Origin of the sequence: Pseudomonas sp. 18-147 (assembly GCF_051048045.1) — a bacterium.
In the GTDB taxonomy this organism is placed as follows: Bacteria; Pseudomonadota; Gammaproteobacteria; order Pseudomonadales; family Pseudomonadaceae; genus Pseudomonas; species Pseudomonas aeruginosa.
In genome coordinates this window covers 2,478,848-2,493,455 of the sequence record NZ_CP182296.1, presented here as the reverse complement: position 1 = coordinate 2,493,455, position 14,608 = coordinate 2,478,848, and the positions used below count along the sequence as shown (strand labels likewise).

Below are 14,608 nucleotides of genomic sequence, written 5' to 3'. Positions count from 1 at the left end.
CCGACGCCCGCAGCCAGCCTCAGGTACGGAAGCGACCGAGCACCACGCGCAAGCCAGCCATGTGCTCCTTGACCCTCTGGTTGGCCGAAAGCACTGCGGCGGTCCCTTCGTGGGCCTGCTCGGAGAGTCCGGAGACGTTGGTGATGTTGCGGTCGATGTCCTGGGCCACCTGGCTCTGTTCCTCGGCGGCGGTCGCGATCTGCTGGTTGAGGCCGTCCAGTTCTTCCACCGTGGCGACGATGCGCCCCAGCGCCTGGGCCGCGCTGTCGGCCTCGACGAGGTTGCTCTGGGCATGGCTGGCGCTACCGCGCATGGCGGCGACCGCATCGTTGGCGCCGTCCTGCAACTGCTCGATCAACCCCTGGATCTCCTGGGTCGACTGCTGGGTACGGTTGGCCAGCGAACGCACTTCGTCCGCCACCACGGCGAAGCCGCGCCCGGCCTCCCCGGCCCGCGCCGCCTCGATGGCGGCATTGAGCGCCAGCAGGTTGGTCTGCTCGGCGATGCTGCTGATCACCGTAAGCACCTGGCCGACACTGCCCGCATGCTGGTGCAGGGTGTTCAGCGCCAGGGCGGTCTGCTCCAGTTCCTCCGCCAACGCACCGGTCTGGCTGCTGGCGTGCTCCACCAGACGCCGTCCCTCGTAGGCCAGGGCCGCGGCGTCGCGCGTGGAGTGCGCCGCATGGTTGGCGTGGCGGGCGACCTCGGCCACGGTGGCGCTCATCTCGTTCATCGCGGTGGCCACCTGGTCCAGGTCCTGGTGCTGGCGCGCCACCTGGTCGCCGGCGCCGAGCGCCTGCTCCAGGGCCTCGGCCACGTCCTTGTCGGTCTCTGCCGCGCTGCGCTTGACGTTCGCCAGCAAACCGCTGACGTCCTGGCGCATCCGCTCGTAGCCAGCGACGATGCGGCCGATCTCGTTGTCCGCATGGCCCGCCGCCAGGGCATGGGTGAAGTTCGCCGCGCCGACCTCGGTCAGCGCCACTTCCAACCCACGCAACTGCCGCATCAGCGGCGCCAGGCCGAACTGCCGGCCGAGCACCACCAGCACCAGGATCGCCAACAGGCAACCGAAGGCGATCCACATCTGGGTGTGCTGGACACTGTCGGCGCGCGCGCTCATCAGCGAGACCAGGTTGTTCAGCTCGCCCAACAGCTCGGTGGAATACTGCGAGAAGCCGCGCAGATCGACCTGGCTGGCAGGCTGTGCCACCTGGTCGAGCATGGCCCGGTAGCGGCCCCAGATCTGCGCCACCTTCTGCCGCTGGGCGGCGATCTCCGGCGCGCCCATCCGGCTCACGTTGCGCTCGGCATTGCCCGCATCCAGGTCGGCGGCCGAGCGTTCGTACTGGGCGATGGTCGCGGCCAGGGCCTTTGGGTCGCCGGCGCCGAGTCGCAATTGCAGCGCCTCGCGGGCCATCTTCTGGCTGAGCATGCGCTGCGCGCCGGCCACGTTGATGGTTTCCGGCGAGATCGACATGCTCAGGTACAACGCCACCGAGGCGCAGGCGGCCAGGCCGAACATCAGTGCATAGGACAGCAGGAACTGGGCGTTCAGGGTCTTCAAACCGAGCCCCCGTAGAATCCGATCGAACACCCTGGCGACGCTTTCGTTCATTGGTTTTTCCCCACTGGACTACAGAAACCGATAACCACCCCATCGGCCCGTCGCGCCTGGGCTTGAATCGGCACTTCGCCGACTCCATCCCCGAGCGCCTCCCTCTCCAGGGCGTGGCCCCCGGCGGACAAGGCCTGAAGACAGTTTGCCGCTGCGGCATCGGGACGCGCCCTGTAAACTCTGGCAGGTACCCGGCACGCCGCGCCGGAGACGTCATGGAACCCAACCCGCAAGGACGCCCGCGTGATCCCCGTCGCCCCTATTCCCCTGATCGTCCCGCTCATCTACCTGTCGTCGTTCGTCGCCGGCATCTGGCTGCTGGTCTGGCTATCGCTCCTGGCCTTCAGCCCGCGCGCGCGCCAGCGCTTGCGCCGCCGCTGGCCGAGCCGCGGCCTGCTGATGCTGCTCCTGCTGATCCCGTTGGGACTGCGCGCCTGGCTGGAGATCGGTCTCTGGCAGTACGAGCGCGAACGTGCACGCGAGGAAGCCGCGCACAGCGCCGTGCTCGAGCGCCCCACCCGCCTCGGAGGCATCGAGATGCCTGCCGGCACCCGGCTGAAGCTGGAACTCAAGCACCAGCCGGAAAGCTTCCGAGAAGCCGAATTCCCCACCCCGGTGACGATCCGCGGCGTCGCCACCCGCCACCTGCAACGCTGGCTGCAGAGCGAGCAGGACAACCCGCAGGACCCATGGAAAACCACCGGCGTCCATCCCACTTCGCTGCGCCTGCGTGGCGAGGGAGTCGCCGAGATCGAAGGCTGGCGTTGCGACGCCAGCCAGGAAATCGCCTTCGCCAGCGAGCGCGACGGGCGTCCCGCCGCCTTCGAAGGCTGTAGCCTGGCGATCGGCAACCGCGCCGACGACATCGACTTCCCCGCCGGTGCGCGATTGTTCGCCAGCGATGGCATGGTCTACACCGACGGCTACCGCGACGCCGAGCGCTGGCGGGTAATGCCGGAAACCGGGCAACGGGTGTCGGTGCGCGGCATCGCGCTGAGCGGCGGCGCCCTGGCCTTCGACCGCGACCGCCGCCTGTACGGCCTCGGCGGTACGGTCCTCGCCGAGGCCTTGCAACTGGGCGCCTGGCACTACCCGGCAGGCACCGAGGTCAGCCTTTCACCCCGCGCCGCCTGGCGCGCGCAACATCCGCACGCCTGGCTGTTCAGTCCTACCCGCGAAGCCGCTTCGCATGCCTCCGGCGAGCGCCTGGAACACGGCGTCTCGCTGTTGCAGACGCTGGACGGCCAGGAACTTGAGCGCCTCGACAACCGCGCGGCAGGGGTCATCGACTTCATCGAACTGGAGATCGGCGACGAACGCTGAACCTGCGCCGCACGGTTATCTGAGGCTCAGCCAGCAGCGCGGCGGGAAGGGCAATCAGGAAATGGACGAGGCGCATGGACCCTCCGTGGCCATCACTGCGGTATGGCTAGGCATTTTCCCGATCCTGCGGGAAAAGCGATGCCGCTTCGCTTGCCGCACAGCGAAACAAGGCTAGCCTTATCAATGTGACTTTCTCCTATGGTGGTCACCAAAGCCCCGGAGGCCGCTCATCCCTCCGGGGCTTTCCCCCCGCCTGCTGCCTCTCCCCTCCTTGATACAGCAGCCCATCGCAGTTCAACGAGGAAACCCGATGAAACTCAGCATTGTCGCCCTGGGCCTGTTGTCCATGGCAGGGGTGCTCATCTGCACCTATCTGATCCTGAAATCGCTCAGCGCCATCTGATATCGCTCGTGCACGAAGCTGTGGATCGCCCATGGGCAGATCCAGCAGTCCGCGCGTAGGATGGGCAGGCCCGCTTCCTGCCCATTTTCCGCCAGGAAAAGAGAGGAATTCCTTTCCGAGATTTCCACAGAGGTCATGGATGAAAAAAAGCCCCCTGCTGATACTGAGCGTACTCCTCGCCGCGTGCGGCCCCGACAAGCTGATTTCCGACCTGCCGTCGCCGAACGGGCAATACCACGTCGAGGTTCGGAAATGCCCGGAGAAAGGTTCGATCACCTGGGGCGAAGAAATACAGGTCTCCCTCCTCGAAACCGGGAAATCGGAAAAGTGCCATGCAGTCGTGCGGTCGCTGGCGCAATTCGACCTGCGCGCATCCGCGGACCAATTGCAACTGGAGTGGCTGTCCGATACGGAACTCAGGGCCTGGCACCCTAGCTTCGAGCCCGGGAACCAACCGAACGGCTCGCGCCTGAAGCACGATGCGCCGGTGAAGATGGTCTTTGCGCCGAAGCGCTGAGCGACTCAAAGGACGCACCTGTATTCCGCCGCAGCAGGAGATGTCAAAGCAGTCCGCTTACTCGAGCTACACACCCGCGAGTGCCTGATTAAAGACTGGCAAATATGAAACAAAGCGGCGCCATCCACAGCGCCAGGTTGATCGTCCATTGCAGCGCTCTTTCGCGAGCGCTTCCCAGCTTTCGCTGCTGGAGCACGAATGCCAACGCAGGGGAATGCAGCAACAGGGCGCAGGCAGGAAAGACCAGCAGGTAGGCGATCAGCCCAGGCGCATTCATATTGGGATAGCTATGGCTGACGAGCGATCGCCAGTACGCCATCAGGAAAGCGCTCGCGACCGCGAGGCTGAGTCCCAGGCTGATGCGGCTATACCACTTCATCGAGACCCTCCCGACGCGCCTTCCGGACCTACGCCGATCGCTCCGGAAAACGGCCCGATCCGCCTCGCCTCACCCTGCTTCAGTCAGAGCGGCTCAGGGCTTCCGGGGTTCGTTGCCGAGCAGACGATCGAGTTCGCCCATGACGCGATCGCTCTTGGCCTCTTCGAGCTTGCGCCGGGCCTCGGCGAGATTGGCCTGGGCGCGCTCCATCTCGACCATGCCGACGGCGGTGATCACCGCCTGCAATGGCACGCCCCTGCCGGTGGAGCGCATGCCATTGCGTTCGCGCTCCTGCGGCGCGCAGATGAACTGGAGGACAGCCTCATGGCTTTCGTTGGGCAGCGGGGTCCAGCCCTTGGCGAAGGTGAACTGGAGGTTCGTGGGTTGCCCGTTGTTGGAGAAGGTCTTGGCGTTGACCACCTTCACCTCTCGCGTATCGCAGCGGTACTGGTGCGCGCTGAGCAGATGGAAGGAGTCGAACAGCATGGCGATCTGCAACTGCCAGGCGTTTTCGATACCCGGCACCGGTGCCAGCGAATCGGCATCGGCCAGGAACACGTCAAGCTCGGCAGGGTCGTCGCCCTTGTGTACCACCCACCAGTCTTCGGCCCAGGCATGGCCGGATGCGGCCAGCAGCGCGGCGCACAGCCAAGTCGCGGCACTGCAGGAAACCTTGCGATATACGTTCATGTCACCTTCCTTGTGGGGAAATGCTTCCCTGCCGATCGTGGATAGGGGCGGCACCCGGCGCGCCCCTGAGCGAACACCCGCTATTTCAATGACAGCGGCACGCCCCAGACCGGGTCTTCCATGCCCTGCTTGCGCAGCGGCGTGATCTGCAGGGGCTGGAGCCTGGACAGCAGTTGCCGGTGCTTGTCGCTCAGGGCCCGCTGGGCGATCAGGGACTGGCTGAAGTCCATCGGCGCCGGCCAGGTGTAGACGGTCAGGTTTTCCAATGGGCATTCGATCTTCTTCGGATCGATCGCCCGGCACTTCGACTGCTGGTACTTGTAGCCGGGGGTCTTCAGGTGCATGCGCGGGGCCAGCAGCAATTGCCCGCCCTGCACGGTGAAGCTGGCCAGCGCCTTGTCGACCGGCAGGCGCGCCTGGACCTTGATCGAGGGCACGTCGCGGGAGTCGGTCTGCTGGTAATAGCCGGCCTGGGAGCCCTGGGTCGTCTGCGTGTATTGCTGCTCGCCCCAGCTCACGCAGGCGCCCGAGGCCACATGCACGGCGGTGCAGACCTTCTCGGTCTTGATCTCGCTGCCATAGGTGGCATCTTTCCAGACTTCTTCCCGGTAGTACTCGCGATACAGCTCGGGGGACAGGTACGCGGTGCCGTTGGCGCCATGGCCCGAACCGGGCGGACCGCTGCGGGCGCCGACCTGGTCGAGCAAGCCATGGATCTGGTAGTCGTCGCCGCCGGTCAGCAGGTACTTGCCGGGCGGCAGGATATGCACCTCGAAGGCCTTGAACAGATAGGTCTCGTCGGGCTTCCGCTGCAGCGCGTTGGTCTGGAACTTGCGGCCGAAGGTCACCTTCGGGTCCTTCTCGTACTCCCAGATCGCCGTTGGCGTCCACTGGGTCATGGTCAGGGCATCGCTCAGGGACTTGTGCGGCATCACGTCGGCCACCAGTACCACGGCCATGTTCCCCTTCAGCGCCTGGTCCACCAGGTCCAGCATCTGCGCGTTGCGCGGATCGTCCATGCTGCCATAGGCGCCCGAATCGAGTTCCGACACGCAACCGGAAAGGCAAAGCAGCAAGGCGGCGGAAAGGGCAAAACGCGGGCGGGGCAGTCTCATGCATCGATCCTTGATAGAGGCTGGTGCGGGTCGTCGAACGGCCCATCTTACTGGCCCATGCCAGGATCGCAATATTTCAAATGGACTAGGTCGGCAGGGGCACACCGGCAGGGCCAGGAGCTGCCACGGCCCGCCGGCCCTCGTTGGTTCGGCTCCTCCCGATCAGACTGCCCACAACCGGCTGCAGACCTTCAGGCGTCGGAATCGGCGCCGCCTGGCATGCCCCTCCTCGGGAAACGAGACCGAATCGCCCTGCCCGGCCGGCATCACTCAGGAAGAATGGTGATTCCGCGTGCCCTGAGACTGCGCCGGTCTTTTCGGAGAGTTTCCAGCAACCGGTCCCTTGTCTCCCGGACGTGCGATTCGACCATCCCCGCGGCGCGTTCGATATCGCATGCCCTCAAGGCGGCGATGATGGCGCGATGCTCGGCCCAGCCGTGATGTTCCGGTTGGCTCTCCAACCATCTGACACGCTGGAGGCGCGTCAGGGCCTCGCCGAGCCCCCGACTGATGAATTCATTGCGGGCCAAACCGGCAATCCAAAGGTGGAATTGGCGTCCGGCAGACTCGGTCTCTTCTGCCGAGGCATTTATCGGCACCGCATCCAGTATGGCCTCCCCCTCCCGGAGATAGCTTTCTTCCGCCTCTTTTCCACCGAGGCGAACTGCCGTTACCTCAAGCATCTCCCGGTATACGAACAATTGTTCTATTTCCTGAAGATCGATGGGCGGCACCAGCCATCCCCGGCCCTCCCTCGCAACGAGACCTTCAGCCTCAAGACGAACCAGTGCCGTGCGGATAGAGCTTCGCGAGGCCCCTGTCTGCCCTTCGAGCCAGCGCTCCGTCAGGCGCTCTCCAGGGCCGATCTCCATATCCAGAATCAAGCGGCGCAGCCGCTCTTCAGCCTGCTGAATGACCGTCATTAGGTGCCTCCGATTGACAGATCCATTGGCCAACGTCAATGTATACCAAATTGGTATACCAAATTGACTGTGTGGTATCGAGTGTCTCTGATCGGAGTCTGCTGATGCAAGGCAACATGAACGAACCCGCTATCGACTGCTGGCAACGCAACCTCGCCGTGTGCTTGTTTGGAGCCTTCACCACCGTCTTCGCCATGACACTTATCCTGCCGTTCCTCCCGGTCTACATAGGTCAACTCGGGGTATCGGGCCACGCTGCAATCGTGCAGTGGTCAGGTATCGCCTACGCCGCCACTTTCGTCACCGCCGGGTTGGTAGCACCGCTTTGGGGGATGCTTGGCGACCGCTACGGTCGCAAGCCCATGCTGGTCCGAGCTAGCCTGGGAATGGCGATCACCATGTTGCTGATGGGGCTGGCCTCCGATATCTGGCAATTCATCGGCTTGCGCTTGTTAGCGGGAATCGCCGGCGGGTACTCGTCGGGGGCAACGATCCTGGTCGCGGTGCAAGCTCCGAAATCCCGTTCGGCATGGGCATTGGGTCTTCTTTCCTCGGGCGTGATGGCCGGCAATCTGTTAGGGCCGCTGGTTGGCGGCTTCCTGCCTCCTCTGATCGGCATACGAGCCACATTCTGGGGCGCCAGTGGATTGATCTTCATTGCGTTTGTCTTCACGACCTTCATGTTGCGCGAGACTGCACGCCCCTCCGTCCCCGCCGTCGAAGAACCTCCCAAGGTCGGTTGGTCGAATATGCCCAACAAGGCGGTGATCCTCGCCATGCTGGCGACAGGCCTGCTGCTGATGATTGCCAACATGTCGGTCGAACCGATTATCACCGTCTATATCGAAACGCTGCTCGAGGACTCGAGGCGGGTGACGTCTGTGGCGGGTCTGGCCATGTCGGCGGCAGCGCTCGGAAGCATCATCTCCGCGACCTATCTGGGTAAGGTGGCCGACCGGATTGGCTACGGCGTCATCATGATAGCCGCGCTGAGCGTCGCGGCCGTCCTGCTGATTCCCCAGGCTTTCGTATATGCGGGGTGGCAACTCATCGCCCTGCGCTTCCTGATGGGCATGGCGCTTGGCGGCCTGCTTCCGTGCATGGCCGCTGTAATCCGCCATAGCGTCCCGGAGCGATTCGTCGGCTCGGCAATGGGCTGGTCGCTATCCGCGCAATTCGCCGGCCAGGTAATCGGGCCGGTAATCGGAGGGTTCGTCGGTGGCCAGTTCGGGATGCGCAGCGTTTTCCTGGTAACCAGCCTGTTGATGCTGGCAGGGGCGCTATTCAACTGGCGAGCCCTTGGGCACTCCACCCGCTAGACGGTTTTCCACCACCCAGAGGTCGTCATGACTGAGCTCGTGCTTGAATCTCCCTTTAATTCCGCCCTGCTGCTGATGGATTTCCAGGAATTCGTGCTGAACAACTTCGTGCCCGCACCTCGCGCAGCCGAGGTAGTGGCCCGCACCTCCAGATTTCTTTCCAGGGTACGGCAAACCGATATGCTTGTAGTTCATGTAACGGTGGGCTGCCCGCCCGATGGTCCGCCAATGGACAGGCGCAACAGGCTATTCCGCGAGCTACGTGAAAGTGGCTTGATCGAACCGGGAAGCCCCGGGTTGGCGATCACCGCCGCCTTGCAGCCGATCGAAAGCGAACCGGTCATTACGAAGAGTCGCGTCGGCGCCTTCACGGGTACGGAACTGGACGAGCTTCTCTGGGCGCATGATATTGAAACATTGCTCATCGCTGGAGCCACTACCTCAGGCGTAGTGCTGACGACGGTTCGCCAGGCGTTCGATCTGGACTACCAGTTGGTTGTGCTCAGAGACGGCTGTGTCGATGGCGATGCAGAGTTGCATGACTACCTCATGGCCAGAGTCATTTCCGACCACGCCACGATCACCGAAATCGATGAAGTGGCGAAAACTCTACGCATGTAGAGTGCGCCAGCCATACAGAAGCAACGGTCGTTCCCGAGTACCGCCGCCCAGACCCTTGGCAACTTCCCTCGCTCGATCCCACCTCCGATAAAAGCATCGGCGATGTGCTCGGCGACTCCTCGGGGCTATCGAAGCTGACCATCAGTAGCGTCAAGGCCACTCACCGGGAACGCTCCTTTGGGCTGGAACCCGCCTCCCTGCCAAAAGGCTTTCAAGATCCGGGAGCTCGATACTATCGTCGAGCGCATGTAGAGAGGCCCAGTGGAGGGTAACGACTACCTCCTCGGGTCTGGCAACCATTTTGCCTGGCAGCGCCCCAGAAAATGGCGATCGAGTCCATCCCCACGAAAGATGTACCAGGGGCGGAGATTCTGGTCAGTGACTGAAAAACGGTGGCGGCCCAGGTCGAGAGGCTGATGGAGACATCATCCGAATCGAAGTACTGATGACAGCCTACCAGCCGTGCTGGAAAGCCTCGGGTTATCGGACACCGACGCTGGGCGGGTGGAACTGCTCATTACCGACGATATGGCAAAGGCCCCATCCCTGATAAAATCCCCGCCCTGCTCCGCTCCCCCTACCGAAGTCCCGATGCGCCCAGAACCGACCAACGCCCCCGCCGCCCTCTCACGCCGCTTCTCCGTTGCGCCGATGATGGACTGGACCGATCGCCACTGCCGCTTCTTCCTGCGCCAGCTGTCCCGTCACACCTTGCTCTACACCGAGATGGTCACCACCGGCGCGTTGCTGCACGGCGATCGCCAGCGCTTCCTCCGCTACGACGAATGCGAGCACCCACTGGCGCTGCAACTGGGCGGCAGTGTGCCGGCGGAATTGGCGGCCTGCGCGCGGCTGGCGGAAGAGGCCGGCTACGACGAGGTCAACCTCAACGTCGGCTGCCCCAGCGACCGGGTCCAGCACAACATGATCGGCGCCTGCTTGATGGGGCATCCGGCGCTGGTGGCTGACTGCGTGAAGGCGATGCTGGATGCGGTGGAGATAGCGGTGACGGTGAAGCACCGCATCGGTATCAACGGGCGCGACAGCTACGCCGAACTCTGCGATTTCGTCGGCCAGGTACGCGAGGCCGGCTGCCGGAGCTTCACCGTGCATGCGCGGATCGCCATCCTCGAAGGGCTCTCGCCCAAGGAGAACCGCGAGGTGCCGCCGCTGCGCTACGAGGTCGCGGCGCAATTGAAGAAGGACTTCCCGGACCTGGAGATCGTCCTCAACGGCGGCATCAAGACCCTCGAGGCCTGCCGCGAGCACCTGCAGACCTTCGACGGCGTGATGCTCGGCCGCGAGGCCTACCACAACCCCTACCTGCTGGCCGCGGTGGACAGCCAGTTGTTCGGCAGCGAAGCGCCGCCGCTCAGTCGCAGCGAGGCCTTGCTCCGTCTGCGTCCGTACATCGAGCGACACCAGGCCGAAGGCGGCGCGATGCATCACGTGACCCGCCATATCCTCGGCCTGGCCCAGGGCTTCCCCGGCTCCCGGCGATTCCGCCAGTTGCTCTCGGTGGACGTGCACAAGGCCGCCGATCCGCTGCGGGTTTTCGACCAGGCGCTGGAACTTCTGGCGGGGCGATAGCTCCCATTGAGCCGCGCCTGCGGCTCGGGTAAGGTCGGGGAATTCTTCTTCCCAAGAACCCACCTGACAAGACCTCGCCATGACTTCGAAGCTGGAACAACTCAAGCAATACACCACGGTGGTCGCCGACACCGGCGACTTCGATGCCATTGCCCGCCTGAAGCCGGTGGACGCCACCACCAACCCGTCGCTGCTGCTCAAGGCCGCCGCCCTGCCGCGCTACGCCGAGCACCTTCGACAGGCTACCGCGGGTAGCGGCGGCGACGCCGGACTGGCTTGCGACCGCTTCGCCGTGGCAGTCGGCAAGGACATCCTCGGAGTCATTCCCGGACGTATTTCCACCGAAGTCGACGCGCGCCTGTCGTTCGACAGCGAGGCCACCCTCGCCCGCGCCCACCGCCTGATCGAGCTGTACGACGAACAGGGCATCGACCGCGAGCGGGTGCTGATCAAGATCGCCTCCACCTGGGAAGGAATCCGCGCCGCCGAGATTCTGGAACGCGAGGGCATCCAGACCAACCTGACCCTGCTGTTCTCCTTCGCCCAGGCGGTGGCCTGCGCCGACGCCGGGGTGTTCCTCATCTCGCCGTTCGTCGGGCGCATCTACGACTGGTACAAGAAGAGCGAGAACCGCGACTACGCCGGCGCCGAGGATCCCGGCGTGCAGTCGGTCTCGCGCATCTATCGCTACTACAAGGCCAACGGCTACAAGACGGTGGTGATGGGCGCCAGCTTCCGCAATCTCGGCCAGATCGAGCAACTGGCCGGCTGCGACCGCCTGACCATCAGTCCCGACCTGCTGCAACAACTGGCTGACGCCCAGGGCGAGCTGCCGCGCCTGCTGCTGCCGGGCGAAGGCGAGCCGCGCCAGGTGCTCGACGAGAGCGCTTTCCGTTGGCAGATGAACGAGGACGCCATGGTCACCGAAAAGCTGGCCGAAGGCATCCGCCTGTTCGCACGCGACCAGGAAAAGCTCGAATACCAGTTGGCGACCCGCCACTGATCGCCGCTGCCGGCGGGACGCGCATGCAGGGCGTCCCGTTCCGGCGCAGCGGAGGATTCAGCAGGAATTCGGGAAGGGATCGACCGGTTAATGGCGCTCCAGGGCGCTGACCAGGTCGTGGAAGGCTTCGCGGTTGGATTCGTTGAGGCCCATCAGGATGCGGTGCGCCTCCAGGACCTTGTCGCGCACCACATCTTCCGACTGGTCCTGCGGCGGCAGGTCGGACAGGCATTCCGGGCACGGAATCGGACGATCGACGATATTGAACACCTGATCGAAGCCCATCGACTGCAACAGACGGGTAATGTCCGGATTGGTGGTCACCAGCGTGGGCAACAGGCCGATTTTCTGCCGCGACAGGATGGACAGCTTGGCCAGCAGGCCGAGCGTGGTGCTATCGATGCTCTGGGTTTCCGTAAGATCGATGATGATCGCCGAAAAATTCAGCGCAGCGAAGATCTTTTCGATGGTGGAATCCAGGGCCGAGCACAGGGTGAGGCGGACCTCACCGACGAATTTCAGAACGAAGGAGCCGTTCTGTTCGGCAAACTGGATTTTACCGGTACTCATGCAAGGTTCCTGCTCAACACCAGCAAGGCGATATCATCCGGCATCTCCGCCAGGTTGGCCAGCCCGAAGACCTGGCGCAGCCCGTCGAGGGTGCCTCCGGCGGCTGCCACCTGTTCCGGTAGCGAAGCCTCTTTCTCCTTCAGCGTAGCTCCTGGCAGCACATCGAGGATGCCATCGGAAAACAGCGACAGGCTGAAGGAAGGCGGCAACTCCATGACCCGGTCGTCATAGGTCGCATCGTCGAACAGGCCCACCGGCAGGCCACGGCCCTCCAGGTAGCTCGCCTGCCCTTCGACGAACAACACAGGAAGCGGCAGGTGGCCGCCGATGCTGTAGGTCAGGCTGTTCTTCTCCAGGTCGATGACCCCGCCGAGCATGGTCACGTGCTTGCCCAACTTGGTGTTGATCAGGCCGCGGTTGATGTGCGCCAGCACCTCGGACGGCTTGAACTCCGGGAGCGTGCCGTTGCGCCTCGACTCATAGAGCAGGCGCGTGGTCATGAACTTCAGCAGCACCGTGACGAAGGCCGAGGAAGCGCCATGGCCGGAAACGTCGGCCAGGTAGAACGCCACGCGTCGCTCGTCGACCCGGAAGTAGTCGACGAAGTCGCCGGAGAGATACAGCGACGGAATGATCCGGTGGGAAAACTCCAGCCCCTCGATGCTCCACGGCGTCACCGGAAGCATGTTCATCTGCACCTGGCGGCCGGCGTTCTGGTCTTCCTGAAGCAGGTTCAGGCTGGCCTGCAATTCGCGGTTGGCGGCTTCCAGCTTGTCGCGGTAGCGCTGGTTCTCGACCCGCAGGTAGGCGCGATCCAGGGCCCGGCGCACCGAATGCTCGAGCACCGCGAGGTCTTCCAGGGGCTTGATCAGGTAGTCGGCGGCGCCCAGGCGCAAGGCTTCCACCGCATCGCTCATCACGCCGGCTCCGGAAAGTACGATGATCGGCGTTTCCGAAGCGGTCTGGCGGATGCGGCGGATCAGTTCGAGGCCGTCGATCTGCGGCATGCGCAAATCGCAAATGACCAGGTCCGGCTGTTCGCTTTCGAAGATCTGCAGGCCCTGCAGACCGTTGAGGGCCTGCAACACCTTGAAGTTGCTGTCTTCCAAGTAGGCGGCGAGGCTTTCGCGCACCACCTCGTCGTCATCGATGATCAGCAGCGTGGCACTGACTTTATGCATGGGTCATCCAGGCAAACGGCGCCGGAAACAGTGGGTCCTAGGCGCTTATTGTAAGTGACAACAGCGCGGCTACGGGGTTCGACAAGGCGCAGACGGTACTCCCATCCGTTGAGCAGTTCAAGCCGTTGACCTTTGCCGGAAAATCCGCCTTTGTCCGTCCGATCCCGTCCGCACGGTATAAACTTTGACGATAATCGCCAGGATTGCCAGTCGCCCTCCCATCGCCCCGACCATGAGGATCAGCCCATGCAGCCCATCGAGCACAACTACAGCGAGAAGCGCGACTTCATCCGCATGAAGCTCGACACCCCGGTCACCATCCGCTGCGAAGGCCGCGAGTCGGTGGCCCTGTGCCGGGACCTGTCCGCCAGCGGGCTGCTGCTGGAAGCGCAAAGCGAACTGGCTCCGGGCGACCACCTGCGGGTGAGCATCCCGTCCACCCACGAGACGCTCACCGGCCTGGAACTGGAAGCCCGCGTGGTGCGCTGCGAACGCCTCGGCCCGGGTCGGCATAGCCTGGGGCTGAGCATCGTCGCGATCCACTGAAACGACGAAAGGCGACTCAAGGGCCGCCTTTCCAGGTGTCGCACGAAGCGGGTCGACTTAGAAGTCGTCCTCCACCTCGCCGTCCTTGACCTTGAACTCGCGGTTCTGCAGGTAGGCGTTGCGGATGAAGATGTACTTGTCGCCGCTGATCAGTTTTTCCGACTTCAGCAGGTTGGCACGGGTGTCGACGGTATTGATGCCGAACATCACGTTGCGCGCGCGTACGTCGTCCATGTAGTGGTAGGGACTGACATAGATGTCCGGGATCTTCGCCGGGGCATCGCGCAGCGTGCTCGGGCCGAGGAACGGCAGCATCACGTACGGGCCGCTGCCGACGCCCCAATAACCCAGGGTCTGGCCGAAGTCCTCATCGTTGCGCTGCAGGCCCATCGGGGTCGCCACGTCGATCAAGCCGGCCAGGCCGAAGGTGCTGTTGAACAGCAGGCGGCTGGTGTCCACGCCGGCATTGTGGAACTTGGCCTGCAACAGGTTGTTGGCCAGGTTCTTCACGTCGCCGAGGTTGTTGAAGAAGTTGTGCACGCCGTCCTGAACGAAGTTCGGGGTGACCTTCTGGTAACCCTGGGCCAGCGGTTTCAGCGCATAGGTGTCCAGGGTGTCGTTGAAGGTGAAGATGGGACGGTTGATGCTTTCCCAAGGGTCTTCTTCACTGGCCGCCAGGGACAGCGTGGGTGCCAATGCGAGGCTGGCGCAAGCCAGGATTCGGGCACTACGTTCGATCCAGTTCACGCCGCGGGCGCGCATTGCTGTATCTCCTTTGCATGACTAGTCTTGGCCGCCAGCGCGGCTTCAGCG

Annotated in this window: 15 protein-coding genes; 7 read left to right on the top strand and 8 right to left on the bottom strand. The window is 63.8% G+C overall.

The window, feature by feature from the left end; all coding sequences use genetic code 11:
* Window positions 1-19: 19 nt before the first annotated feature.
* Window positions 20-1,615: a nitrate chemoreceptor McpN gene (gene mcpN, locus ACM0M4_RS12060; protein ID WP_058170585.1), complete on the bottom strand. Its 1,596-nt coding sequence runs from the start codon at window positions 1,613-1,615 to the stop codon at window positions 20-22.
* Between the two features lie 243 nt (window positions 1,616-1,858).
* On the opposite strand from mcpN, the gene ACM0M4_RS12055 reads away from it, so the two are divergent.
* A complete protein-coding gene (locus ACM0M4_RS12055; protein ID WP_004350252.1) occupies window positions 1,859-2,938 on the top strand; it encodes a hypothetical protein in 1,080 nt (359 codons plus the stop codon).
* Between the two features lie 434 nt (window positions 2,939-3,372).
* The gene (locus ACM0M4_RS12050; RefSeq protein WP_003122543.1) at window positions 3,373-3,858 is read left to right on the top strand and encodes a hypothetical protein; all 486 of its coding nucleotides are present in this window, start codon (window positions 3,373-3,375) and stop codon (window positions 3,856-3,858) included.
* 88 nt (window positions 3,859-3,946) lie between these two features.
* On the opposite strand, the gene ACM0M4_RS12045 is transcribed toward ACM0M4_RS12050, so the two are convergent.
* The 4 genes from ACM0M4_RS12045 to ACM0M4_RS12030 form a co-directional block, all read right to left on the bottom strand.
* A complete protein-coding gene (locus ACM0M4_RS12045) occupies window positions 3,947-4,237 on the bottom strand; it encodes a hypothetical protein (RefSeq protein WP_115288763.1) in 291 nt (96 codons plus the stop codon).
* A 93-nt stretch (window positions 4,238-4,330) separates the two neighbouring features.
* Window positions 4,331-4,927, bottom strand: a complete 597-nt coding sequence (locus tag ACM0M4_RS12040) for a hypothetical protein (protein WP_004350257.1) — start codon at window positions 4,925-4,927, stop codon at window positions 4,331-4,333.
* Window positions 4,928-5,007: 80 nt separating this feature from the next.
* The gene (locus ACM0M4_RS12035; protein ID WP_003090863.1) at window positions 5,008-6,042 is read right to left on the bottom strand and encodes a hypothetical protein; all 1,035 of its coding nucleotides are present in this window, start codon (window positions 6,040-6,042) and stop codon (window positions 5,008-5,010) included.
* Window positions 6,043-6,308: 266 nt separating this feature from the next.
* Window positions 6,309-6,965: a GntR family transcriptional regulator gene (locus ACM0M4_RS12030; RefSeq protein WP_003116580.1), complete on the bottom strand. Its 657-nt coding sequence runs from the start codon at window positions 6,963-6,965 to the stop codon at window positions 6,309-6,311.
* 104 nt (window positions 6,966-7,069) lie between these two features.
* On the opposite strand from ACM0M4_RS12030, the gene ACM0M4_RS12025 reads away from it, so the two are divergent.
* From ACM0M4_RS12025 to tal, 4 genes are all read left to right on the top strand, one after another.
* Window positions 7,070-8,284 carry an MFS transporter gene (locus tag ACM0M4_RS12025; protein WP_003090864.1) on the top strand — a complete coding sequence of 405 codons (1,215 nt, stop codon included), beginning with the start codon at window positions 7,070-7,072 and terminating at the stop codon, window positions 8,282-8,284.
* 27 nt (window positions 8,285-8,311) lie between these two features.
* Entirely contained in the window at window positions 8,312-8,905 is a 594-nt protein-coding gene (locus ACM0M4_RS12020) for a cysteine hydrolase family protein (protein WP_003104048.1), read from the top strand.
* A gap of 591 nt (window positions 8,906-9,496) precedes the next feature.
* Entirely contained in the window at window positions 9,497-10,495 is a 999-nt protein-coding gene (dusA, locus tag ACM0M4_RS12015; RefSeq protein WP_003104050.1) for a tRNA dihydrouridine(20/20a) synthase DusA, read from the top strand.
* 79 nt (window positions 10,496-10,574) lie between these two features.
* Complete coding sequence (gene tal, locus ACM0M4_RS12010) at window positions 10,575-11,498, top strand: transaldolase (RefSeq protein ID WP_034055042.1); 924 nt, start codon at window positions 10,575-10,577, stop codon at window positions 11,496-11,498.
* Between the two features lie 87 nt (window positions 11,499-11,585).
* On the opposite strand, the gene rssC is transcribed toward tal, so the two are convergent.
* A complete protein-coding gene (rssC, locus tag ACM0M4_RS12005) occupies window positions 11,586-12,068 on the bottom strand; it encodes an anti-sigma factor antagonist RssC (RefSeq protein ID WP_003104052.1) in 483 nt (160 codons plus the stop codon).
* Window positions 12,065-13,249, bottom strand: a complete 1,185-nt coding sequence (rssB, locus tag ACM0M4_RS12000) for a two-component system response regulator RssB (protein ID WP_003119890.1) — start codon at window positions 13,247-13,249, stop codon at window positions 12,065-12,067. Before rssB ends, rssC begins: the two co-directional genes overlap by 4 nt.
* 246 nt (window positions 13,250-13,495) lie before the next feature.
* On the opposite strand from rssB, the gene pilZ reads away from it, so the two are divergent.
* Window positions 13,496-13,795, top strand: a complete 300-nt coding sequence (gene pilZ / locus ACM0M4_RS11995) for a cyclic di-GMP-binding protein PilZ (protein WP_003104055.1) — start codon at window positions 13,496-13,498, stop codon at window positions 13,793-13,795.
* Between the two features lie 57 nt (window positions 13,796-13,852).
* On the opposite strand, the gene ACM0M4_RS11990 is transcribed toward pilZ, so the two are convergent.
* Window positions 13,853-14,557, bottom strand: a complete 705-nt coding sequence (locus ACM0M4_RS11990; protein WP_003114777.1) for an MlaA family lipoprotein — start codon at window positions 14,555-14,557, stop codon at window positions 13,853-13,855.
* Window positions 14,558-14,608 lie beyond the last annotated feature (51 nt).

Coding starts and splice junctions, on each gene's coding strand:
- mcpN (WP_058170585.1), bottom strand. CDS start 1,615: ATGAACGAAAGCGTCGCCAGGGTGTTCGATCGGATTCTACGGGGGCTC.
- ACM0M4_RS12050 (WP_003122543.1), top strand. CDS start 3,373: ATGGGCAGATCCAGCAGTCCGCGCGTAGGATGGGCAGGCCCGCTTCCT.
- ACM0M4_RS12045 (WP_115288763.1), bottom strand. CDS start 4,237: ATGAAGTGGTATAGCCGCATCAGCCTGGGACTCAGCCTCGCGGTCGCG.
- ACM0M4_RS12040 (WP_004350257.1), bottom strand. CDS start 4,927: ATGAACGTATATCGCAAGGTTTCCTGCAGTGCCGCGACTTGGCTGTGC.
- ACM0M4_RS12035 (WP_003090863.1), bottom strand. CDS start 6,042: ATGAGACTGCCCCGCCCGCGTTTTGCCCTTTCCGCCGCCTTGCTGCTT.
- ACM0M4_RS12030 (WP_003116580.1), bottom strand. CDS start 6,965: ATGACGGTCATTCAGCAGGCTGAAGAGCGGCTGCGCCGCTTGATTCTG.
- ACM0M4_RS12025 (WP_003090864.1), top strand. CDS start 7,070: ATGCAAGGCAACATGAACGAACCCGCTATCGACTGCTGGCAACGCAAC.
- ACM0M4_RS12020 (WP_003104048.1), top strand. CDS start 8,312: ATGACTGAGCTCGTGCTTGAATCTCCCTTTAATTCCGCCCTGCTGCTG.
- dusA (WP_003104050.1), top strand. CDS start 9,497: ATGCGCCCAGAACCGACCAACGCCCCCGCCGCCCTCTCACGCCGCTTC.
- tal (WP_034055042.1), top strand. CDS start 10,575: ATGACTTCGAAGCTGGAACAACTCAAGCAATACACCACGGTGGTCGCC.
- rssC (WP_003104052.1), bottom strand. CDS start 12,068: ATGAGTACCGGTAAAATCCAGTTTGCCGAACAGAACGGCTCCTTCGTT.
- rssB (WP_003119890.1), bottom strand. CDS start 13,249: ATGCATAAAGTCAGTGCCACGCTGCTGATCATCGATGACGACGAGGTG.
- pilZ (WP_003104055.1), top strand. CDS start 13,496: ATGCAGCCCATCGAGCACAACTACAGCGAGAAGCGCGACTTCATCCGC.
- ACM0M4_RS11990 (WP_003114777.1), bottom strand. CDS start 14,557: ATGCGCGCCCGCGGCGTGAACTGGATCGAACGTAGTGCCCGAATCCTG.